17 protein-coding genes and 1 pseudogene are annotated in these 23,674 nt (G+C 43.2%); 12 read left to right on the top strand and 6 right to left on the bottom strand.

Annotated features, from left to right (window positions below; genetic code table 11):
• Positions 1–39 precede the first annotated feature (39 nt).
• Positions 40–852, top strand: coding sequence for a flagellar hook-basal body complex protein FlhO (flhO, locus tag NYE49_RS18675; protein WP_015251036.1), 813 nt, complete (start codon positions 40–42; stop codon positions 850–852).
• A gap of 32 nt (positions 853–884) precedes the next feature.
• Positions 885–1,694, top strand: a complete 810-nt coding sequence (gene flhP / locus NYE49_RS18670) for a flagellar hook-basal body complex protein FlhP (protein ID WP_047183322.1) — start codon at positions 885–887, stop codon at positions 1,692–1,694.
• Positions 1,695–1,716: 22 nt separating this feature from the next.
• Here flhP and rapD read toward each other — a convergent pair whose 3' ends face one another.
• Positions 1,717–2,781: an aspartate phosphatase RapD gene (gene rapD, locus NYE49_RS18665; protein WP_014478211.1), complete on the bottom strand. Its 1,065-nt coding sequence runs from the start codon at positions 2,779–2,781 to the stop codon at positions 1,717–1,719.
• A 191-nt stretch (positions 2,782–2,972) separates the two neighbouring features.
• Here rapD and fabZ point away from each other — a divergent pair, with 191 nt between their 5' ends.
• Positions 2,973–3,398: a 3-hydroxyacyl-ACP dehydratase FabZ gene (fabZ, locus tag NYE49_RS18660; RefSeq protein WP_003221796.1), complete on the top strand. Its 426-nt coding sequence runs from the start codon at positions 2,973–2,975 to the stop codon at positions 3,396–3,398.
• Positions 3,399–3,470: 72 nt separating this feature from the next.
• Positions 3,471–3,866: a large conductance mechanosensitive channel protein MscL gene (gene mscL, locus NYE49_RS18655; protein WP_021445844.1), complete on the top strand. Its 396-nt coding sequence runs from the start codon at positions 3,471–3,473 to the stop codon at positions 3,864–3,866.
• Positions 3,867–3,912: 46 nt separating this feature from the next.
• Here the strand turns inward: mscL and NYE49_RS18650 are convergent, their stop codons facing one another.
• Positions 3,913–4,884, bottom strand: coding sequence for a histidine kinase (locus NYE49_RS18650; protein WP_236822454.1), 972 nt, complete (start codon positions 4,882–4,884; stop codon positions 3,913–3,915).
• A 177-nt stretch (positions 4,885–5,061) separates the two neighbouring features.
• Positions 5,062–6,375, bottom strand: a pseudogene (locus NYE49_RS18645) (sensor histidine kinase); the annotation flags it as partial.
• 806 nt (positions 6,376–7,181) lie between these two features.
• Between NYE49_RS18645 and NYE49_RS18640 the strand changes: the two are divergent.
• The 3 genes from NYE49_RS18640 (at position 7,182) to NYE49_RS18630 (ending at position 15,272) form a co-directional block, all read left to right on the top strand.
• Complete coding sequence (locus tag NYE49_RS18640) at positions 7,182–8,258, top strand: response regulator (RefSeq protein ID WP_047183320.1); 1,077 nt, start codon at positions 7,182–7,184, stop codon at positions 8,256–8,258.
• 317 nt (positions 8,259–8,575) lie between these two features.
• Complete coding sequence (locus NYE49_RS18635) at positions 8,576–14,536, top strand: SpaA isopeptide-forming pilin-related protein (protein WP_174616663.1); 5,961 nt, start codon at positions 8,576–8,578, stop codon at positions 14,534–14,536.
• A 97-nt stretch (positions 14,537–14,633) separates the two neighbouring features.
• The gene (locus tag NYE49_RS18630) at positions 14,634–15,272 is read left to right on the top strand and encodes a class A sortase (protein WP_047183318.1); all 639 of its coding nucleotides are present in this window, start codon (positions 14,634–14,636) and stop codon (positions 15,270–15,272) included.
• A gap of 124 nt (positions 15,273–15,396) precedes the next feature.
• On the opposite strand, the gene NYE49_RS18625 is transcribed toward NYE49_RS18630, so the two are convergent.
• Positions 15,397–15,807 (bottom strand): YwpF-like family protein, encoded by a 411-nt coding sequence (locus NYE49_RS18625; protein WP_003227794.1) that lies wholly within the window; start codon positions 15,805–15,807, stop codon positions 15,397–15,399.
• 174 nt (positions 15,808–15,981) lie between these two features.
• On the opposite strand from NYE49_RS18625, the gene ywpG reads away from it, so the two are divergent.
• The 4 genes from ywpG (at position 15,982) to ywpJ (ending at position 18,647) form a co-directional block, all read left to right on the top strand.
• Positions 15,982–16,365 carry a DynA interaction protein YwpG gene (gene ywpG / locus NYE49_RS18620; RefSeq protein WP_003227796.1) on the top strand — a complete coding sequence of 128 codons (384 nt, stop codon included), beginning with the start codon at positions 15,982–15,984 and terminating at the stop codon, positions 16,363–16,365.
• Positions 16,366–16,441: 76 nt separating this feature from the next.
• A complete protein-coding gene (ssbB, locus tag NYE49_RS18615) occupies positions 16,442–16,783 on the top strand; it encodes a single-stranded DNA-binding protein SsbB (protein WP_015384858.1) in 342 nt (113 codons plus the stop codon).
• A gap of 224 nt (positions 16,784–17,007) precedes the next feature.
• Positions 17,008–17,784, top strand: coding sequence for a transcriptional regulator GlcR (glcR, locus tag NYE49_RS18610; protein WP_003244075.1), 777 nt, complete (start codon positions 17,008–17,010; stop codon positions 17,782–17,784).
• A gap of 5 nt (positions 17,785–17,789) precedes the next feature.
• Positions 17,790–18,647, top strand: coding sequence for a phosphatase YwpJ (ywpJ, locus tag NYE49_RS18605; protein ID WP_015384856.1), 858 nt, complete (start codon positions 17,790–17,792; stop codon positions 18,645–18,647).
• A 125-nt stretch (positions 18,648–18,772) separates the two neighbouring features.
• Here ywpJ and NYE49_RS18600 read toward each other — a convergent pair whose 3' ends face one another.
• Positions 18,773–21,541, bottom strand: a complete 2,769-nt coding sequence (locus tag NYE49_RS18600; protein WP_212082545.1) for a DEAD/DEAH box helicase — start codon at positions 21,539–21,541, stop codon at positions 18,773–18,775.
• Entirely contained in the window at positions 21,528–23,138 is a 1,611-nt protein-coding gene (locus tag NYE49_RS18595; RefSeq protein ID WP_123373678.1) for an SWIM zinc finger family protein, read from the bottom strand. Before NYE49_RS18595 ends, NYE49_RS18600 begins: the two co-directional genes overlap by 14 nt.
• 203 nt (positions 23,139–23,341) lie before the next feature.
• Between NYE49_RS18595 and NYE49_RS18590 the strand changes: the two genes are divergently transcribed.
• Positions 23,342–23,485, top strand: a complete 144-nt coding sequence (locus NYE49_RS18590; protein ID WP_003242876.1) for a hypothetical protein — start codon at positions 23,342–23,344, stop codon at positions 23,483–23,485.
• The last annotated feature ends 189 nt before the right edge of the window (positions 23,486–23,674 follow it).

Here is a 23,674-nt window from a genome sequence, read left to right as displayed (position 1 = left end):
TGACAACTGGAAAAAATGCCATTTTTAGAGGTGGGAAATTTGTTAAAAGGATTATATACAGCAACATCCGCAATGATTGCCCAGCAGCGAAGAACGGAAATGCTTTCAAATAATATTGCTAACGCAAATACATCAGGATATAAAGCTGATCAAGGCTCTATGCGCGCGTTCCCTGAGATGCTGCTCAGCAGAATAGAATCAAAATCTCCGGCCGGGACATCAAGGACGGAAATAGGTTCCGTGAATACCGGAGTATATATGCAGGAGCTCAAGCCTCTCTTTACACAGGGAAGCCTGAAGTCCACAGACCAGCCTACAGACATTGCATTGATCGAAAATCAAGTTCCGATGAATGCGGAAACCAATGAAAAAGCTGCTCTTTTTTATCCGGTTCAAACAGCGGATGGAATCCGTTATTCAAAAAGCAGCACATTTTCACTAAATGAGAACAATCAGCTGACGATCAACGGACGCCCTATTTTATCGACGGATCGCCAGCCAATCACTGTTGATAATGAGAATTTCACTGTGTCTGAAAACGGTACTGTGACAACGAACGGACGCACAGCCGGCCAGATTGATGTCAGAATGGCGGAAGATGTCCGCAATCTCAAACGGGACGGAAATGATTTGTACAGCACGGCGGACGGTAATGATCTGCCAAGCGCAGCCGGAAATAATCAGGTATCCTATTCATTAAAACAAGGCGTCTCAGAGCTTTCAAACGTGGATGTGACAAGCGCCTATACAGAAATGACTGAAGCGTACAGATCGTTTGAGGCGAATCAGAAGGTTATTCAGGCTTACGATAAAAGTATGGATAAAGCAGCAAATGAAATTGGGAAAATTTAAGATAACGGAAGAAAAAACGGGGGACATCAACTATGCTCAGGTCAATGCTAACGGCATCAACAACCTTAAACCAGCTGCAGCAGCAGATTGACACAATCAGCAGCAACCTTTCAAACAGCAACACAACCGGCTATAAGGCAAAAGATACGAATTTTTCTGAGCTTGTCAGACAGCAATTCGATCAGGTTGATGAAAAAAACGAGGAAGTGGCAAAAGCCCGAAAAACGCCGCCCGGCTTGCGCCTTGGCGTCGGGGCGATGATGAATTCACGCCTTGTCTCTGATCAAGGGAGCATTCAGAAGACGGATCGCGATCTGGACATCGCATTTACGTCTCCATACCAATATCTTCAGGTAAATGTAAATGGAAACCGCCAGTATACGAGGGACGGGGCGCTGTATGTAACGCCGTCCGCTGCGAATGCCAACCAGCTGCAACTCGTCACTGGAAATGGGTATCCCGTACTTGATGAGAACGGCAATACAGTGAACATCAACAGCTCAATGAAGAATATCACCATCAATAAGAACGGCACCTTAACCGCATCTGACGGAAACGCGGTTCAGCGGTTTAATCTTGGCGTTGTCCAAGTGAATAACCCTCAAGAGCTGAAATCCGAAGGGAATAACCTTTTCTCTATTGATAATGCGGCAGCTTTTGAAGAGCTGAACGGCGCTAATAGACAAAACATCGGCATGCAGCAGGGCTCACTTGAGATGTCCAATGTCGATATTTCAGAACAAATGACAGATTTGATCACGTCCCAGCGTTCATATCAGCTGAACAGCAGAACGATCACAATGGGAGATCAAATGCTCGGTTTAATCAATTCAGTCAGATAATAAGAAAATGGGCGTTTTTCAATCAGCCGCGCATGATAAAAAAAGCGGCTTTTTCGAAATCGTCCTTTTTTTTGTAGTATTCCGTAATATCTTCTAACAGCACTTCTAAATCCACCCACGCCTCGATTTTTTCTAATTCAAGCACATATTCGAGCAGCTGCTCATAGGGGTCTTCGGCTGATGTGTAGAGGGCTTCAAGCGTTTTTAATTTTAAATAAATGGTTTGAATGTCTACCTTTTCAGATAATTCTTTTCCTTTTTGAAGGACGGCTTTAGCTTCTGTGATGTTTCCTGTTTTAAAAAGCGCTCTGACAGACTCGTACACACAATGAAGATATGAGACTGGTGAATTCATTTCAAATTCTTGATTCTTTAATACTTTTCTAAAGTAAAGAAGCGCTTCCTGGTCTTTTTTCTCGGTCGCTTTTAAAAAGCCAAGGTTATAATAAGCGTGGCATAGCAGGTTTTCGTCATGTAGTTGCTGGGTTTTCTTAATGATTTCTTTGAAAAGCTGTTCAGCTTTTTCATAGCGTTCTTGATCAATATAATTCACGGCGAGCAAAAGCTTACAGGTGATTACCTTTTTGATATAGCCGAATTGGTGCAAATAGATGTGTAATGCTTTTTTGACGTATTGGATGGAAAGCGGCGGTGATTTCATCAAGTAATAGGCGCCGGCGGTTTGATAATATAAATCAGCGGCTTCAAACGTATTTTGAATGGCGGCCAGGTACTGTTCAGCTTTTTTAAAATGATGTACTGCATGTTTCGGAGCTGTTTTTACCATCTCATATAACCCAGAGAAAAAATACAGATAATATTTCAATTCATCATCCATTTTGTCTTCCAGGCCATATAGGTCATCGAACAATGAATCGAGTCCGTTCTGGTTTTCAAAAAGCAGCTGATGGCGGGCCTGAAACAATTGATAACGCATCCAAAGTTTTGTGTTCTTTTTGATCTTCGGAAGGTGCTGATCAATTTTCTCTTTCAGTGTGCAAACGTGATTCATTTTGCGTTTGCTCATTGCGGAATACCACTCGTCTAACATGTTTAGCATTCTTTTTTCAATAAACTTCGAAATCATTTTCCTACCTCTTTGCTATTGGTAAAATCTATAATTATCATATCATAACTTTTGACGGCTCTCATTGACAGTTGGTTACATTTTAGCGCGGTTGAAAAAGAGATTAATTCATAATATACTTTTCAAATGTACAGATTGGATCTTTGATGATTGCTATACATACTAATGCAGATGAAGGAGATGTCAAGACAATGCTTGATACTCAGCAAATTAAAGAAATTATTCCTCACCGTTATCCGTTTTTACTTGTGGATCGGATTACGGAAGTTGAAGAGGGCAAACGGGCAAAAGGCTATAAAAATGTAACCGCTAATGAAGAGTTCTTTAACGGACATTTTCCTCAGTACCCGGTTATGCCCGGCGTATTAATCGTAGAAGCACTCGCTCAAGTCGGAGCTGTTGCGATGTTGATTAAAGAAGAAAACCGCGGCAGACTGGCTTTTTTTGCAGGAATTGATAACTGCCGCTTTAAAAAACAAGTCAAGCCTGGTGACCAGCTTCACCTTGAGGTTGAAATCATTCGTGCCCGCGGCACAATCGGGCGCGGAAAAGGCGTTGCCACAGTTGATGGCGAAGTCGTTTGCGAAGTAGAACTGACTTTTGCCCTCGGAGAATAATTGAAAAAAGGCAGATGGCCAGCGGCACATTTGTCTTTTTTTCTTTACAAATATAGAAAAGCAGGTGATTGTATGTGGAATGAATTTAAAGCCTTTGCCATGCGGGGGAATATCGTAGACCTTGCGATTGGTGTTGTGATAGGCGGCGCTTTCGGAAAGATCGTCACATCTCTAGTAAATGATATCATTATGCCTTTGGTCGGTTTGCTGCTGGGAGGGCTTGACTTTTCAGGCCTGTCGTTTACGTTTGGCGATGCTGTAGTGAAGTATGGCAGCTTTATACAGACGATTGTGAACTTCTTAATTATATCGTTCTCCATTTTTATCGTCATTCGGACTTTGAATGGGTTAAGGCGCAAAAAAGAAGCAGCAGAAGAAGAGGCTGCGGAGGAAGCGGTGGATGCGCAGGAGGAGCTGCTGAAAGAAATCAGAGACCTGCTGAAGCAGCAAGCAAAGTCGCCGGAATAAAAAAGATGCCGTTAGAAACGGCGTCTTTTTTTATCTCAATTTTCGTTTAAGTTCGTTCTATGTCCTTCAGTCCCGCGGGGCTTTCCGTTGTTTCAGCGAGATGAATGAGCATTGAGACAGAGGTGCCTGCATCCGGAGTGCTGCTGATCATCAACTCGCTGCCGCAAAAATGTTTCAGCCGCTGATTGATATTTTTCAATCCGACGCTGCGATCAAAATCCGTTGATAAGAGGTCTTTTTGTTTTTCCGGAGTCATCCCGGCACCGTTATCCTCTACTTTGATGTGATACTCATTTTTGCATTGTTTTTTAGCTGTCAGTTTGATCCATCCTCCGCCTCTTTTCTTGCTGACACCGTGAAGAACGGCATTTTCCACCAAGGGCTGAATCATTAAAGGCGGAAGGATAAAGTCAATATCTTCATCTATATCGAAAAGAACCTCAAGCCGATTACCGAATCGCGTCTTTTCTATAGAAAGATAGGAATTGATAATCGAAAGCTCATGTCTGAAGGAACTGATGGCTGATGTATTTTGAAAGTCAAAACTCATTCTTAAATAGTTGGTAAATTCCTCTGTTACCTCCCGGGCCTTTTCAATATCCAAATGAGTGAGAGAAATAATTGTGTTTAATACATTATAAAGAAAATGAGGCTTGATTTGCGACTGGAGAAATGCCATTTCCATTCTTGTGGCTTGATTTGCTGTATGTTTCATCATGATCAGATTTTGAATACGCGCCATAAATTCAGAGTAATGATAAGGTTTTTGCAAAATGTCATTCGCTCCGGCATGAAAAGCCTTGTATTTGTCATGGCCGATAATGGCAGCTGTAATGATCAGAACCGGAAGATCAACCATGCTGAATCGTTCGCGAATTTTCATACAGACTTCGAAACCAGTCATATCCGGCATCATCAAGTCCAAAATAACCAAATCAAGCTTCGTGCAAGAGATGATTTCTAATGCTTCCTTTCCGTTCTTCGCAGCAATCACATTGTAGGGCACACCTTCAAGCATATCGTTTAAAATTTTTAAACTGTCAATGTTATCATCGACAATCAGAATGGTTGGAGCGTCAATACTCTCAGAGTAATAAGGCGTGCTAAATGAGATATCTGATAGATCTCTCTCGGATTGTAATTCAGGAAGACGTTTCTTTGTTTCAGAGAGTGATTCATTTTGGGCGATCGGGAAGGTGAAATGGAATGCCGAACCTTTTCCTTCTTCTGATTCGACCCAAATATCTCCGTTTTGGAGCTGAACCAGCTGTTTGACAATGCTGAGGCCAAGACCGGCACCATCGTCTTTATTCTTTTCGGCTTGCTGAAAAGACTCAAAGATGGTTTGGCGATCGGCTTCTGAAATGCCGCTTCCTGTATCTGCTACTGTCACTTTGATCATGTTATCGTTCAGTCTTGAAGCAGAAAGTGTGATTTGGCCCTCTGTTGTATATTTGATTGCATTGTCTACTAAATTGGTTAATATTTGGCGGAAGCGGTTTTCATCTGTGAGCACCAAAGGAAGATCGTCTGGGATATGGTTCATGATATTTAAGTTTTTATGTCTCGATAAGAGGTTGTAGAAATTCATTTCCGAACAAACTAAAGTATAAATATCAACAGGAACCGGGTGGATTTGAAGCATGCCTTGCTTTATTTTTTCTAAATCCAGGATGTCATTTACCAGATTGGACAGCCTGTAGCCCATGCGGATGACGAGCTGCATATTTTCTTTCTCTTCTTCTATCGTTCTTTTTCCCTTGCCGGCCAGCAGGGTCTGGCATATATTAATGATGCTGTTCAGCGGTGTTTTAAATTCATGTGATGTTTTGGCAATAAATTCATCCTTTAGCCGGTCAATTCTGAGCAATTTCCACGACAGCACTTCATTTTCACGGAATGCTCCGGCAAATTGCTGCGCCATCAGCAGAACGATCGCCAGCAAAGCGATAACTGTTGGCAATGAATAAATCGAATTAAAAGAAAAGGCTGTTTTGCCGCTGTAAGCTGAAATGGTGGTTAAAATGACAAAAGCACTCATTGATATAGAGGCGATGGTCAGATACAGACTTCCTTCCATTTTGCGGATCGCAGCAATCGTAAAAATATATGTAATATAAACCAAGGTCGAGACGGCTAGCACAGAATGTAAGATGTACGAGGCATGGCCGATAAAACCGACAGTTAAAAAATCTGTGACTAAGACCAGCCCGGAAGAAACGGTGGCTATGCGAATAAAACGCTTTGAAACAATCTCTCTGTAAGCAAAATAGAGATAAAGAAAAACCGCAATGCTGACAAGCACTGTAGAGATGGCCCTCAATGAATTTAGCAATGAAAATGAAATTGACGGATAAAGGAGAAATATAATCCGCTCTTTTCCGATCATCAGAATAATGAACGAAAACAGAAGACACATAACAGAAAAAAACAACAAATGTTTATCTTTTTTTCTTTGCAGAAAAAAGCCCAGAAAATATAATCCGGTAATGAAAAAAGCTGTAATCATGATTGTATCATTAAGAAAGGAAATTTTGTTTTCCCGGACTATTTGCTCCTGGGTGCCAAAAGTAATTGGCTTTGCGATTCCCCATCCCGGCGTTTTTCCGAAGTTCGAAAATTGTACGACAAGTTCATTGTCACCCTTGTGAAGCGTAAAAAAGCTCGTATATGGGCGGTTTTGTGCCGCAAAATCAGGTTTATCTGAAGGGCTGCCGCTTTGGCCAATGAATTGTCCATTAAAATAGATGCGATTGGCACTGTAAATAAACGACGTGCTGATCCCAAAAACCTGATTGTTTTGCTTTGATCTGATGGTCAGCTTGTACGTTCCGTAATCCACATTGATACCCTGCTTGGCTAGCTTCACATTGCTGGGGACATCAACGAAGAGAGAATCTTTTCCTTTTGCTGAAGCGATCTCTTTTGGTGACAGAATCTGATTTGGATACAATGTCCATTTTCCGTTCAGCTGTACATTCCCATCCTTCTGAAAATCCCAATTCTCCAAGTTCATGACCCCATGCCTTGCCGCAGGAAGCGTTGATCCGGAAAAATGGTCAATGGCTATGAAGCCCATAAAGAATGCAGCATAACCGAAAATAATCGAAGTGAAGATCAATTTCTCTTTCATATCATGGCTCCTTTATTCAAATAGGATCATTCTAAATTCCTGCTTTTTTATAAATATTGTAAGTGTAAAATTTCAAAAACTACAATAGAAAGAAAAAGAATCCAGATAAAGGGGTTATTTGTCATGATATAATAGAAGTTATTTACTGATATCTCGATTTTACATATAGGGTGGGATGTTTTGTGAAAGCGTTAATTGTTGATGATGAGCACTTGGCATTGCTTCATTTTAAGAAAATGCTTGAACGAACAAACGCCTTTCAATCTATTATGGCGTATCAAGATCCGGTTGAGGCCTTAGAGCATCCTGAGACTCCTGCTGTAGATGCGGTGTTTCTTGATATTGAAATGCCGGGGGTAAACGGCATTGAGCTTGCTGAGGCGATTCAATCGATGAATGAAAATATCCAAGTCGTTTTCATCACGGCTTATAATGAGTTTGCTATCAAAGCGTTTGAGCTGAATGCCATTGATTATTTGCTGAAGCCTGTCATATACAAGCGGCTTGAGACAACTGTTGAACGAATCAAAACGAATAATATGCTCAGACAAAATGCAGAAAATACCGAGGCGCATTTTTCCATCCAATGTTTTGGGAGCTTGCAGTTTCATCAAACCTTAAAGGATGTCAAAACAAGCATTCCAGTCAAGTGGAGAACGTCGAAAGCACGTGAAATATACTTATTTTTGCTTCACAATCAAGGCCATGTGGTCAGTAAAGACATGCTAATCGATCTTTTTTGGCCTCATTACGATGTTTCAAAAGCAAGCACCCAACTTTACTCAACCATTTATCAAATACGAAAATTATTCAGCCAGATCCCTTTCAGCCAAACTATCGAGAAGACTGATACTGGATATATTCTTCGGCTTTCAGGCGCAAAAATCGATGTTGTCGAATGGGAAAAATCACTAAAAGGGGCGCCGCCGCTCAATACGGCTACATTACTTCTGCACATGGATATTTTCATGTCCTATCAAAATCATTACCTAATGGAGCACGGTTATCTTTGGGCAGAACCGGAAAAGACGCGTCTTTCCCAGCTTTGGCTTGGAAAGGCCTATGAACTGATCGATTATCATATTCATGAAATGAACGATCATCAAGCGATGGACATTTGCCTGCAAGCGGAGAAAATTGAGCCTTGCGATCATAAAATTATGCAATACAAGCTGCAGCTATTCAACAAAAACGGGAAGGTAGAAGAGGCGATAAAAGAATATCAGCGTTATAAACAAATGAAGGATCAAATTAATTAAAGAACTCCAAACCAGTATGTGTCGATTGCCTTTCGATGCACACTGGTTTTTTTGTGCACTTAAAGGGAAGGCTCTCGCCATATGTCTCCTGGGTGAAACTTCAACTCTCTCCAATTCACTTCAATCATACATGATTTCTGAGTTGTACAGAAATTGTATAGTTCCATTTCATACAATGTAGTTTGGTTCGGATGGCAAATCTTAGTTTTGAAACTCATTCGGTATTAGCAGTTCTTTTTGGGGGATGAGACATGATGTTATGGTCTCGCGGATCAATCGGCAAGTGAAAGATAGATAAGAAAGGGAGGAATGAAAAGTTGAGAACGAGGAGTTTTCCCTTAGGGCTGAAAAAAAGCGGGCGGATCGTTATGATCATAAGCCTTGCCATCTTTTTCTTCTTCAGCCAGATCGCCAGCTATACTCTTACAGCACAGGCTGTGGACGTAACGTCAAGTGACAGCCAATTCTTCGATTCGGTAACAGTTAAGGACGCCAAGGGCCAGATTGTTGACGGATCAAAAGGAAACAAACCGGCACTAACACCGGGGGACGAAGTGAAACTGACATATGAATGGTCATTGAAAAAAGACAAAAAAGCAGATAGCGAACAGGATATCAATGTGGAGATACCTAAAAGCTTTACATTTGATAAAGGTTCAGAAGGTGAGATCAAATCTGCTGATCAGGTCATCGGCAGCTATCAAGTGCCGGCGGGCAGCAGCACCATGAAGGTAAAATTAACAACTGCATCTGCGGATTCTCCTGATGCCAAGGGGACCATTACATTGTCAGCTAAATTTACTGCAGATGTAAAAGACGATGAACATACAGCAGCAGCCCTTTTTCAGCTAGGGGGAGGCAAAACCCAGCAGGTGATCATCCCTGTTAAGAAAGAGGAGACACCAGATGCCGAGGCGGAAGATCCAAAAAATGACTCTTCTGATACTGCGGGTGATCAGGAAGGGACAGATGACAAACCTGCACCTTCAGTCAGCAAGGATCAAAAAGAGGAAGAACAGCAACCGTCAGACTCTAAGAGCGGCGAATCCTCTAAGAGTGATGATTCAAAAAAAGTGTCATCCTCAAGTCAATCAGCTTTCAAAAGCTTGCAAACTGAAGAAAAACAAATCACGCAAAACATTTTAACCGGCGTGACATTGACGGACGAAAACGGAAAGCCATATGACAAGGGCAATCGCGCCAATACGAATTCTCCGGTGAAAATTTCAATTGATTGGGCTATTCCTGACGATTTAGGAAAAACGATCAATGCCGGCGATAAATATGAATTTGATTTGCCTAAAGAATTTATTATGCATAATGACATTGTGAACCTGCCGTTAGGCGCCGGAGACACCACCTACGGGACATTTTCTATTGATACGAACGGACATGTGGTGATGACATTTAACGGCGAGGTAAAAGACAGTTCTAATGTCAAAGGCACATTGGTTATCAATACGCAGTTCAACGAGAAAAAAATAACGGGTTCGACAACACAAAAGATTCCATTCCCTGTAAATTCCGATACTCCTGAAACAACAGTTTATTTTAAACCCAATGTGAGTAAAACCATTGATAAATCAGGTGTGCTGGATAAAGGCATCAACCCTGGTAAAGTAACATGGACGGTCGATGTCAATAAAAAGTTGGATCAAGTCAAAAATGCCAAACTCACGGAAAGCCTTCCAGATGGCGTAATCTACCGTTCAGTTAAAGTGTATGAACTCAATGTGAACATTGATGGTTCTGTCAGCAGAGGAAATGAAGTTTCTTCCGGCTACAGTGTTGATTCAAAAGGAAATGTCACATTTGACGGGACAATTGATTCAGCCTACCGCCTTGTATACGAAACCGACATTGACAATAGTGCGAAGCCGAGTGAAGGCGGAAATATAACGCTGACGAATAAGGCGGCATTCAGCGGAGACAACCTGGAACCCATTTCTGCAGAAGCCACTGTTGCAGCCAAGTATGGAAAAATGATCGCGAAATCATCGACCGGCTATGATGGAGAATCTCAAACATTCAGCTGGGCTCTTGCATACAACTACGGTGAGAAACAGATCGACCAATCCAAGGCCAGTATTAAAGATTCTTTTGGAACTGGTGATTTGCATCTTGTGAAAGATTCTTTGAAGGTTATTCCTATTACCTTTGGTCAGAATGGCAGTGAGCAAGCGGGCACGCCTTTAAAGGAAGGCGAAGACTACACGCTCATCGATAATGGAAGCGGATTTGAAGTCAAATTTAATAAAAACGTAACGAGCGCTTACAAAATCATATATCAAACAAAGGTCAACAGCGGAGTGATCATTGATAAATCTACAACATACACCAATAGCGTTGTGACCGGAACAGGGGATTCAAAAGAGGCTTCTGGAATAGCCATTCAGCAGAATCTCATCAAAGGATATTCAAACGTTGATTATGAGAAGAAGACGGTTGATTGGACGATTACAGTTAATAAAAATAAATACTTGATGAACAATTGGACTTTAGATGACCAATTTGAAAGCGGCGGAATGGTTCTGCTTGATGAATCGTTCAAGCTTCAAGACACAACGAACAACAAAACATTACAGAAAGACAAAGACTACACGTTAACAAAAAAACCTGATCATAAAGGCTTTACTTTGGCATTGATCGGAGATTATGCAAAAACAGACAGTCAATTTAAGATCACTTATACGACAACATTCAATGCCGATTATTCTAACGAAAGCGTTAAGAATACAGCTCAGTCGACATGGACTGATCAAAACGGCACTGAGCGCACGAATAAGGTATCAAGCGGTTTTACGCCGAATCATCAGACTTCAAATAATGGTTTCAAAAACGGCTCATACAACGCGGTTTCAAAGGAAATCACGTGGAAAATCGGTGTCAATTATAATGGCGAGCCGACGAAAAACCCTTATATCAAAGATGCCATAACAGATCCTCAGCAATTTGTGCCAGGTTCCGTTGTCGTTAAGAGTTATACGATCAATAAAAACGGCTCGATCACAGAAGGAGACGCGCTTGATCCTTCCAAGTATGATGTCGAAGAGCCTTCTGCGAAAAATGAACGCACGCTGACGGTACACCTTAAAACAGGCGATTCTGTACCATATCTGATTGAGTTTAAGACATCATTCAAAGGACAGGTCATTGATCAGAATCAGTATACAAACAAGGCAACATACTATAATGACGGTTATGCAGACCGCACGTTGACAGGCTCTGTTTCAGTTACGAACGGAGGAAGCCTGGTTTTTAAAGGCGGCAAACAAAATGGAAGCTACATCGATTGGAACATCAATGTCAACTCCAGCCAATCAACGCTGGATGACGTAAAAGTTACTGATACGCCGGATGAAAATCAAATATTAGATGCGGATTCTTTTAAAGTGTATCAAGCAAAGTATGATGAAAACGGAGTGGTCAAAGACAGCGGCGGAAATCTGACCGCGGGAGATGTCGAGCTTCAAAAAGACAAAGACTACACGTTAGACATCAAAACGGACAATACAACAGGTGAACAATCATTTGTCCTGACATTTATAGGCAGCTATAAACAAATTGACCGCGCTTATGTGATCAAATACCGGTCTCTGATTAACATAGCCGGCACGAGCGGCCATGTTAAAAATAAGGTGTCCATTTCAGGAACAAATGTGAAGGAGCAGACTCAAGAAAACAGCAGCTCGATCTTTGTTGCCATTTCAAGCGGCGACGGTTCCGGATCCGGAGAAAAAGGAAGCCTGACGATTTTTAAGACTGGAGAGGACGATAAAGCTCTTGAAGGAGCAGAATTCCAGTTATGGTCTGAGGACTCCAAACAGCTCCTCCGCACTGGTACGACGGATGCCGGCGGGAAGCTTACATTCGGAAATATTCGCTACGGTTCCTATGTATTAAAAGAAGTAAAAGCGCCTGACGGATATACCATCAGTGATGCTTATGCAAAAGGAGTCTCTGTAAAGATAGACAGCAACTCCTCCAAGCCAGAAGCGCTGTACAAAGTCGTAAATCAACAGAACAAGGTGACGCTTATCAAACAAGACGAACAAAACAATCCTTTGGCGGGTGCTGTTTTCAAGCTGGAGAAAAAGTCAAATGACGGCACCTATACTCTCATACGAACAGATATAAAATCTGATAAAGACGGAAAAGTAGAAATGAACGGTTTGCCGGCGGGCTACTATCGCTTGACAGAAACACAAGCTCCTGAAGGCTTTATCGTAAATACAAAAGCGATTCACTTCTCAATCGCAAAGAATGAAAAGAATCAAGTGTCTGACGTCAATTTGGGGGCAATGACCAATTATCAAGGAAAAGTCTCTCTGACGAAGGAAAATGCTGAAGGCCAGAAACTTGAAGGCGCAGTATTCAACATTGTCGATCAAGATGGAAAGATCGTTCAAGAGAAGCTGACTTCAGATAAAGACGGAAAAATTGAGGCTTCGGGCCTTGCACCGGGCCATTACGCTTTTGTGGAAACAAAAGCGCCAGCCGGCTATGTGCTGAATACAAAGAAAAAAGAATTTACCATCTCAGAATCAGCAGCAGGAAAGCCTGAAGCCGCAGATGCCGGAATCGCCGTTAACGATAAAGGCTCTGTTGAGCTGACGAAGGAAGATGCAGATGGCCAGAAGCTTGAAGGAGCCGTCTTTAAGATTATCGACAAGGAAGGTAATACGGTTCAAGAAGGACTGACCTCAGATAAAAACGGGAAAGTCACAGCTTCAGGCCTTGCACCGGGACAATACGCTTTTGTGGAAACAAAAGCGCCATCCGGTTATGTGCTGAACACTGAGAAAATAGAGTTTGAGATTTCTGATTCCTCTGAAGGAAAGCCTGAAGCTACAGATGCCGGGATCGCCATTAATCATAAAGGCTCCGTTGAGTTGACGAAGGAAAATGCTGAAGGCCAGAAGCTTGAAGGTGCAGTATTCAACATTGTCGACGAGGAAGGAAATACGGTTCAAGAAGAGCTGACTTCCGATAAAGATGGAAAAGTAAAGGCTTCGGGCCTTGCGCCGGGACGTTACGCCTTTGTTGAAACGAAAGCGCCATCCGGTTATGTGCTAAACACGGAGAAAAAAGAGTTTACCATTTCTGAATCAGCAGCAGGAAAGCCAAAATCCGCGGATGCCGGGATCGTCGTGAACTATCAAGGATCGGTTCAGCTGACGAAGGAAGATCAAGATGGAAAAGGCTTAGCCGGCGCGGTATTCAAAATCACGGACAGCAATGGGAAAACAGTGAGAGACGATCTAGTCTCAAAAGAAGGCGGCAAAATTGAAGTTGACGGGTTAGCGCCGGGAAGCTATCAATTTATCGAAAAACAGGCGCCAGACGGGTATCTATTATCCGCCATCCCTGTGCCATTCACCATTAAGGCAGAAAACGGCGGCAAACCTAAACAAGTTGAAGTAACAGCGGTTAATACGAAGAACCGGGTTGTCCTCACAAAAGTGGATCAGCATGATCAACATAAAGTTCTGCAAGGCGCAGAGTTCAATTTGACAGACGCCAACGGCAAAGTGCTGAAGTCCGGTTTGGTTACCGATGACAAAGGACAAATCACAGTGCATGGCCTCAAAGCTGGCGATTATCAGTTTGTCGAAACAAAAGCGCCTAAGGATTATGAGTTGGACCAAACTCCTATATCGTTCAAGATCACAAATACAGACACGAAACCAGTCGAAATCACTGCGGAAAACATATTGGCACCAGGTGACGTAAATGTGAAAAAAGTGGATCAAGACGATAAAAATACCGTTTTGGAGGGCGCTGAATTCAAGTTATTGGATGAAAGCGGCAAGCCTGTAAAAACTGACGGGTATGGAAAAGAGCTTTCTAAACTCTGGAAAACAGATCAAAATGGGCAGTTCACTGTAAAAGGCCTTGCGCCGGGAAGCTACCAGTTGATTGAAACGAAGGCACTCGAAGGTTACCAACTTGACGAAACACCGATTGAATTCACAATTGAAAAAGGACAGTCAAAAGCTGTTGAGATCGTTGTTTCTAATCAAAAAGTGAAAACACCAACGCCTGATAAGCATGATCATCCTGATAAACCTGCACCGGGTGGAAATGGAAAAGACGATGGAGATCATCCGAATACCAATGGTACAGATGGCAGCTCGGATGGTCAGTCGAACACAGACAAAACCCTCCCAAAAACCGGAGATACAGACAGCATGCTGACAGCAATGATCGGTATCCTGCTCCTTATGGCAGGCGGAGGCTTAGCTGTTGCCTCAAGAAAGAAACAAAGAAAAGGATAAAGTTGAAGGCACCTGATCATCGAAGAATCGATCAGGTGCTTTTTTGAAAAGTGATACGAAGCGTTTTTAGAAGGATGCATAAGAAAGGGTTTTTTGCATGTACAAGAAAATGATCATTACGGTGTTCATCCTTTTCGGACTGCTGCTGCTCTCTTCTCCTTATATCAAAGGTGGAATTATAGCTTATCTTAGCAAAAGCCAGAGTGAATCGGCCTTAACTGTGGAGCAGCTGAAAAAAAATAATGAGAGAGAAGCGGAATTTCAATTTGATTCAATCGAGCCGCCTGAGTTAATGGATGCTGTAAAAGCCGGCTTTGATCACGATCAAAAAGCGGTTATCGGTCGGATAACAATTAAAAGTGTCGATCTGGAGCTTCCGATCGTAAAAGGCACAACCAATGAAAATCTTTTGATAGGGGCGGCAACGATGCGCCCGGATCAAAAAATGGGCGAGGGAAATTATCCGTTGGCGGGCCATCATTTGAAGCAAAAGAGTCTTCTGTTCGGACCTCTGGAAAACATAAAAACAGGTGCCCAAATTGTCATCACGGATTTTAAAAAGGATTATATCTATTCTGTAACATCTAAAGACATCATATCGGAAATGGATGCAGATGTAATTGAGGAGACAAACAAAAAAGAGATTACGTTAATCACCTGTGACAAGGCTGTCAAAACTGAAGGGCGCCTTGTTGTGAAAGGGGAATTGGTTGATTCTTTTGGCCATACAAATTAAATATGGAAGAGAAAAGCTGCCGTTCAAAACGGCAGCTTTTTTCATGCAGAACATATCTATTCTAAATGTCTGTTGTGATGCTCTTAGGTTCTGTGTCTGTTTTGGGGAACATGCCCCCTCATATTTATAATTTTTGCTTAAATGCCTCAATGAGTTTTGTTCCTGTATAGCCCTCTTTTACAAGGGACTCGAGAATGGTTTCAGTGCCCTGCTGTTTTCTTGTGACCATTTGTCCGTAGAGTAAAACCTGGATGCTTTCTTCCAGCTTGACGATATTTTTCACTGCTGCTGTCAGCTGGGCGGGGCGATTGCTTTTTTTCGTGATCGTTACAAATACTTTGGCTTCAGATTGGCTGTTTTGAAGCTGTTCAAAAAAAGACAGATGTTCTTTCTGTACAAGCGCCTCAATCAGCCAGTGATTTTCACCGTCTTCTTTATTTATAATCAGTCCGTCAATAAGGGGAAACTGTTCAATTGATTGTTCTTCCTTGTCCACTCGTTCCACATTCAGGTCAACCAGTTTAAAGGTTTTCATTTCTTCTCACCCCGATTACTTCCAAAGTTTTCTTGCCTTCCATTATAACATAAACGTTTTCGAGGAAAAAATCCTGCAATGTTGGGGCTAAAGAATTTTGTATGAGCGAAACATTTAATAATTTCTATTTTTTCATTATACTGTAACTGACTATGGATTACGGAGAGATGTGGTATGAATCAATTTCGTTTAAAAGAAATTTATATTGACGGCGTTCCTTCTGAAAGTCATTTGATTCAAAAGGAAGTAACATATATGTTAAGCCGTAAAGAAGTGTTTGAGGTTCATCTGAACAAAAAAGGAAGAATAAGTTTTTTATACGAAACACAAGATGGCATGGAGCAGTATAAAATCAAGCTGTCAATGCCGGAAAAAAAATTGAGCTTTCAGTGGTTTGCGTGGGATGGCTCTTCCTATGTGCGCATGAATACGCAAAACTGGCTGACAAAGCAAATCTTTTTCCGATTTTTAAAAAGTACATATTTCTTCAAAGGAAAAAAGCAAAAGATGTTTTTAGCTGAAGGAAAAATGAAAACGAAAGATAAAAACAGAGGCTGAAAGCCATTTTTAAGCGTTTTTCTTTTCTTGTTGCATCATTTACAATACATACAACCGCAAGGAGAGGAGGAATCGCATGTTCAATCAGGTCATGCTTGTCGGACGTCTTACAAAAGATCCTGATCTTCGCTACACTTCCGCCGGTGCGGCAGTTGCACATGTTACGCTCGCGGTGAACCGCAGCTTCAAGAATGCTTCAGGTGAAATCGAAGCTGATTACGTCAATTGCACACTTTGGAGAAAAACAGCTGAAAACACGGCGTTGTATTGCCAAAAAGGTTCTCTCATCGGCGTAAGCGGACGGATTCAGACAAGAAGCTATGAAAACGCGGAAGGCGTTAACGTGTATGTAACAGAAGTGTTGGCTGACACTGTTCGTTTTATGGACCCTAAACCCCGGGAAAAAGCTGCTGATTGACAACCCTTGCTCCTCCCGTTATCTATCCATTCACCATTATCCGGATCTTCGCATCATCCCCTCAAAATTGACCAGTCGACCAGACTGGTTCTTTCTTTTTGTCCACTTAGGAAAAATTGGTTCTCTCGACGCATTTTTACTTAAAATCACTTATTAATGTTGAATAAAATTAAATAAAAACTTATAATCACTTATAAATGATTGCTGAGAAAAGGAATGAGGGCGTGTACCAAGAAGAAAGATTAGTAGCGATTTTGGATTTTTTAAAACAGCATAACCGAATTACAACGGAGCAGATCTGTACGCTCCTGCAAGTGTCAAGGGATACAGCGCGACGAGATCTTGTGAAACTTGAGGAACAGAATGCCATCATCCGCACAAGAGGCGGCGCCATTTTGCCGACTGTGCATCAGAAAATTCAAAGCTATTCCGGCCGCCTGAAAACAGTGTCTGAGGAAAAAAATAAAATCGGCAGGCTTGCAGCATCGCTTATTCATGATGGTGACCGGGTGATTTTAGACGCCTCTACAACTGTTCAGGCATGTGCAAAGCATTTGAATGCGGTTGATTGTACGGTAATCACCAATTCGATTAATCTTGCGGATGTGCTGTCCGATAAAGAGGGAATTGAAATTTATCTGCTGGGAGGCAAGCTGGAAAAGGAGCACCGCTTTCTGTACGGGTCCTCTGTGATTGAAAAACTCTCAAGCTACCATGTTGATAAAGCGCTGATTGGTGTGGTCGGTATTTCCGAACATGGCATTACAATTGCGCATGAAGAGGATGGCATGGTGAAGCGGAAAATGATACAGCAGGCAAAGCAGGTCATCGCGCTTGCAGACCATTCGAAGCTGGGCAGCACCAGTTTTTATCAGTATGCGGAACTGAATGAAATCGACCTCTTGATTACAGACAGGCTGCCGAATCAGGCATTTTGTGACTTGCTTGACCGAAACGGCGTTGAGCTTCTCGTGACAGAGCAGGATGAAGGAAAGGACTGACAAACGTGAAATTAATTGCGATTGACTTAGATGGAACCTTACTCAACAGCAAGCATCAGGTAAGCTTGGAAAATGAAAACGCACTGCGGCAGGCGCAGCGGGATGGCATTGAAGTGGTGGTGTCAACTGGGCGCGCTCATTTTGACGTCAAGTCAATTTTTGAACCGCTGGGGATCAAAACATGGGTCATCAGTGCAAACGGCGCCGTCATTCACGATCCCGACGGCAGGCTTTATCATCACGAAACGATTGATAAGAAACGGGCGTATGATATTCTCTCATGGCTTGAGTCGGAAAACTATTATTATGAGGTATTCACAGGTTCAGCGATTTATACTCCGCAAAACGGCAGAGAACTTCTTGATGTTGAGCTGGACAGATTCAGAAGCGCAAATCCGGAAGCGGATCTTTCTGTCCTTAAGCAGGCGGCCGAGGTGCAATACAGCCAATCGGGCTTTGCTTACATTAACTCCTTTCAAGAGCTGTTTGAAGCCGATCAGCCAATCGATTTTTATAATATTCTCGGCTTTTCTTTCTTTAAAGAAAAGCTTGAGGCAGGCTGGAAAAGATATGAGCATGCCGAAGATTTGACGCTTGTCAGTTCGGCTGAGCACAACTTTGAGCTTTCTTCCCGCAAAGCTTCCAAGGGGCAGGCGCTGAAGAGGCTTGCAAAACAGCTGAATATTCCGCTCGAGGAAACCGCTGCTGTAGGTGATAGTTTAAATGACAAATCGATGCTGGAGGCTGCGGGAAAAGGTGTAGCGATGGGCAATGCCCGGGAAGACATCAAATCGATAGCCGATGCTGTCACCTTAACCAATGACGAACATGGTGTCGCACATATGATGAAACATTTGTTGTAAGTATATGTGCTGCCACAAAAGCGCATCCTGTTGATAACCGGCGTAACGGATTTTTTGGAAGTTCGGCGTGACGGCTATGAACGGAAAAAAGCTGGCTCTTTTAGAGCCAGCTTTTTTAGTCATGATTATTGCGCTGTAGCGCTTAATGTAAACAGTTCTTCGAGCTCCTGTGTGGAAAGCTCGGTAATCCAGTTTTCACTTTGGATAATTTGATCGTTCAGGGTTTGCTTGGATTCAAGCATGACATCAATTTTTTCTTCGATTGTTCCCGTCGTAATCATTTTATGAACGTGGACAAAGCGCTCCTGGCCTATGCGGTATGCACGGTCAGTCGCTTGATTTTCAACCGCCGGGTTCCACCATCTGTCATAATGGATGACGTGATTGGCGGCGGTCAAATTAAGTCCGGTGCCTCCAGCTTTGAGTGAAAGAATCAGTGTCGGATATTCTTTCCTCTGAAATTTCTCAACAAGTGTATCCCGCTCTTGCTTGGAGAGACTCCCATTTAAAAATTGCACAGGTTCCCCGAACGTTTTTTCAAGCAGCCGCTTCATCATGTTCCCCATCTGAATGTATTGCGTGAAAATCAGGCAGCTTTCGTTTTGGGCGCGGATCGCTGTCATCAGTTCCAGCAATTTTTCAAGCTTGACTGATCTGCCGGCCAGCAGCTCGGTTTGCTCTTCCTTTAAATAAAGCGCGGGATGATCGCATATTTGCTTGAGCCGTCCAAGCATGCTGAGGATCAGCGCTTTTCGCTGCATGCCGGTCAGGGATGTCATATGGTCAAAAGTGTCTTTGACGAGCTGCTCATAAAGGGATGCCTGCTCGGCTGACAGCGGGATAAATTCTTTTTCTTCCAGCTTCTCAGGAAGATTAAGCGCGACCTCTTCATCCCGTTTCGTCCGGCGGAGAAGGAATGGCCGGATTAATTGCTGAAGCTGTCCGATTCTCTTTTCGTCCCGGTCTTTTTCGATCGGCAGCACATAGCGTTTATGGAAGCCGGTCAAACTGCCGAGGTAGCCTTTATTCATGAAGTCAAAAATAGACCACAGCTCAGTCAGTCGGTTTTCCATCGGCGTGCCGCTCAGCGCGATATGGTGAAGCCCCTTCAGCTTCCTGATTGCGCGTGATTGCTTCGTATGCGCGTTTTTAATATTTTGCGCTTCATCAAGGCAGATCGTGTTCCATGTCACAGAAGAAAGCTCTTCAGTATCGGCATGTGACAGACCGTATGAAGTGAGCACCACGTCTGCGTTTTCATAATGCGCGGCGAAATCATCACCCTTTGGCCGTCGCGGCCCATAATGGAGCGCGACAGACAGATCAGGGGCAAAGGTTTGAAGCTCCCGCTGCCAGTTGCCAAGTACGGATGTCGGCGCAATAATCAAATGAGGCGTTTTTTGCCGGCCGCTTTCCTTCACGTGAAGGAAATAGGCGATCATTTGAATCGTTTTCCCAAGCCCCATATCGTCAGCCAGACAGGCGCCAAAACCGCTTTCCCGCAGAAACAGCAGCCAGTTCATGCCGTATTTCTGATAAGGGCGGAGCGTTCCTTTGAAAGAAGGACTGACTTCGTGCTCCGGCAGGTTTTCTGCGGCAGTGAGCTTTCGAATCAGTGACCTGAGCTGTTTAGACAGATCAAACTGAATGCCGGCAAAAGCGGATGTATCAATCAGATCCGAATCCTCAAGTCCGCCATCCTGCTGATCCATTAGCTCGCGTGCCAGAATATCAGACATGTGGAGTCCCTCTGATTCTGCTTTTTCCATCAGGCGTTTCATCTGTTTGATAAACTGCGGATCGATTTTAACCCATTGCCCGCGGATATTAACAAGGCGCCTGTTGCTGGCGACAAGCTCATTAAATTCAGCCTCAGTCAGTTCAATTCCATTTGTCGCAAACCGCCAGTTGAAATCAAGCAGTGCATTCATGCCGACAAATGACTCGCCGCGCGGGGAGGAAGACACCTTTGCTTTCAGCATCATGTTGCTGTCTCTGACAATCTGCCACCAGGACGGCAGGAGGATTTCTACCCCCATATCGACAAGCGTCTCACTTGCTTCTGACAGGAAGATCCAGGCTTCTTCCTCTGAGATCAGCGTTGTCCCGGAATCAAACGATAGCCATGGAACCGTTCTGTGAAAGCGGTCCTGCTCACGCGCGATTTTATCGCTGTACGCCTGCCACGATTTTTTGAGGCTTTTCAGTCCGTCAAAGAATTCTACAGCGCCGCTCTTTTTATCGCGTAAAAACATCTCGATCTTCCATTCGTCTCCGTCAAAGTCTGGTTCATTTAAGCGCAAGCCGACAGTAAATGGAGATTGGTCGTCAATCCAGCCAATGCCTTCCAGAAAATCCTCTTCATCAAGAAAATGGCCGCGGAATGACGTAACCGCAGGCGATTTCTCCTTGATATGTTCCCATTTCTCCCGCAGGTCATCGTCGTATTGGATGTAATCCTGTACGGCAGCGGAAAACCATTCCGCAGTAAAGCCTTCCAGTATATTATCGCGGTCCTTCCAGCGAAAAACACCGTTTGTCCATGCGTCATAGTCAGGCAGAAAATCGCCGTCCGCGATAAATTCATAGATGGTCGATGCCGCCTCGATCAGCGGCTCCGTTTCTTCTGTAAGCTGCACGGAGCTGAATGAGTTGAACGAGTTTTTGCCGAGAAGCTCTACAGTCATCCATGGAGATAGCAGGACAGCAGTCGTCCCGATGAAGCTGACATCCTCTAGAAAGGTTCCGTAAAATGAGGATTCATGCCATTGGAACAAATGCTTTTTCATATGGCTGTAGGGAAGAGGCTGCTCATTTTCATCAAAGGCTGAGAGCGTAAATGACCCATCTTCCATTTGTTCGACGTGGATGAGAATTTCTTTAAGACTCGCCATCAATCAACTTTCCTTTCTGCAGTTCTTCTTGAAGCGCACGCAGGCGCTTGTAATGCGAGCTCAGCAGCTGAATATACCGCTCCCACACCTTCTGCTTTTTCGCTTTTTTGTACAGGGTGCGCAATTTTTTCAAATACCGGGCGGCTTCCTTGTACGAGCTGCGGTTCTTCTGATCAATGAAAAAAGCCACTTCTCTATGGTAAGCCGGTATAAGCGCCTCAGGGTCGCTCGCTGCAATTTCCTTGAGCATCATTTTATCCATTTCATTGATGGAAAAGCCGACAAGGCTATGAATTTCAATCCACTCGGCATAGCGTTTTTTTTCATATAAATGATGGCTGTATTCTGTGAACGTATACGGCAGACAGCCCGCGGCAAAGCGCTCAAACAGCGCTTGATCATTGGTTTGCTTCACATAGGCATTCAACAGAAGGAACAGCTCGCCGATCACATCGCGAATCTCTTTAAACGGCTTATCCAGCTTCGTATAACCCATCGCAATTGGCTCAATTTGCTGGTACCATGTTTTAAGCCGTTTCCAGTCCTTCTTGGCAGTCATTTCACTCAGCCATTGGAATGTATAAGGGAGCGCTTCTGGCGGGAATTGATCTGCTTCCGCAAAAATAACGTCATCATTCTTTTGCAGGAATTCCAAATGCAGGCGGCCGAATTGTAATTCAGGAGAAAAACGCCGTCCGGCTTCTTTTTTCAAAATCTCCTGTTCGCGCGCCACCCATTTTGGCCGTGGCAGAAGTGCACTCCAAATTTCACCGAAGATGCGGATGCGTTCATATTGAAAAATTTCTTCTTTCAACAGCAAGTTTCGGATAACATCCGGTGTTTTATCCAAAAACGGATCAAGCGCAAAAGACAGCGCGTATGTTTTTAATTTATCAATAGAGCTGTAGATTGTATCCATCAGCTGTTCAACGTACGGATTGAGGGAATAAAAATCTTGTTCGGGGTTCAGCTTGCCCGCTTCAATCAATGTGAACATGCGAAGCCAAACCGCAATCGCGGAATGAATCTGGTATAGGCTTTTCAGCTCCGGCTTGTTCGGCGCATGTTTTTTTAATGCGGACAGGTAGCCGTAATAGAGGCCCTGCATGTTTTGGCTGCCTTCTGGCGTACGTGCCTGCCAGAGAGAAAACTCTGAATCAAAAAAAGCAAGCCAGCTTGAAAGCGATTCTTCATTAGGCAGCACCTTTTCCTGAAACTGGCGGCGGACGAGCTCTTTGCTTTCCTCAAGCTTTTCCCTCTCCAGCCAATACTCTGTAAAAGTACCCACTCGCTCGAACATTGCATATACATATAAAAACACAGCCAGCATATGGCGGCAGATTCTTCCGGACGGACATGAACAGCCGCTTTTGACTATGACAAACAAGTTCAATGTGACCCGCACAGGCACAACATCCTGCACGTAAGCCGTAACTTCCGTCGGACTCACTGCTTGTAAACGATAGACTGAATCCTGCCGATATAAAATAAGGGCTTTTTTGATCAGCTGAACATTTTCCTCATTGTAAGGAAGAAGTTCTTTTAGCTGTTCAGCAGACGCCAGCACATCGTCTTTGGAAATCATATTCTGAAGCATGATTATCGCTCCTAACCGAGTCACGTAATAAAAAGATCCAATTTCTCTATTATATCGCAACACATCGGCCTTAAAAAGTTTTTCCTAAAAAAGGACATAAAAAATGGAATGTGTCGAATGATGTATTAGAGATTGCAAATTGATAACCAGCATCATATAATAATCGTGTTTTCAACTTAATGGAAGCTGAAAGGAAAAAAAAGATGAGTGAAAAGAAATTGAATCAAGAAGAATTTCTGAAAATTTTGATGCATGCACATGAAATTGGTGAGCAGTCATCTGAGATGACGACGAAGGAAATGCTTGAAAATTTGATTTCTCATATTAAAAATGGATATGCAACATAAAAATCCCGCACGCCTTTAGCGGGATTTTTTTATGCGAGATGACGTGACTGCACGAATAAGAGAAAATGAGACAGCGCTGTCAACACAGTAAATATAGCGCTTACATAAAAAGTACTCACATAACGCATTGTAAAAAAATGTCGAATTATGTCACGTGAAAAGCTGGAGAAATGCGGTTTCAACGTTGTA

This window comes from Bacillus sp. FSL L8-0358 (assembly GCF_038593095.1).
GTDB classification, from domain to species: domain Bacteria; phylum Bacillota; class Bacilli; order Bacillales; family Bacillaceae; genus Bacillus; species Bacillus subtilis.
The sequence above is the reverse complement of the archived record's forward strand: the minus strand, read 5'-3'. Positions and strand labels throughout refer to the sequence as shown.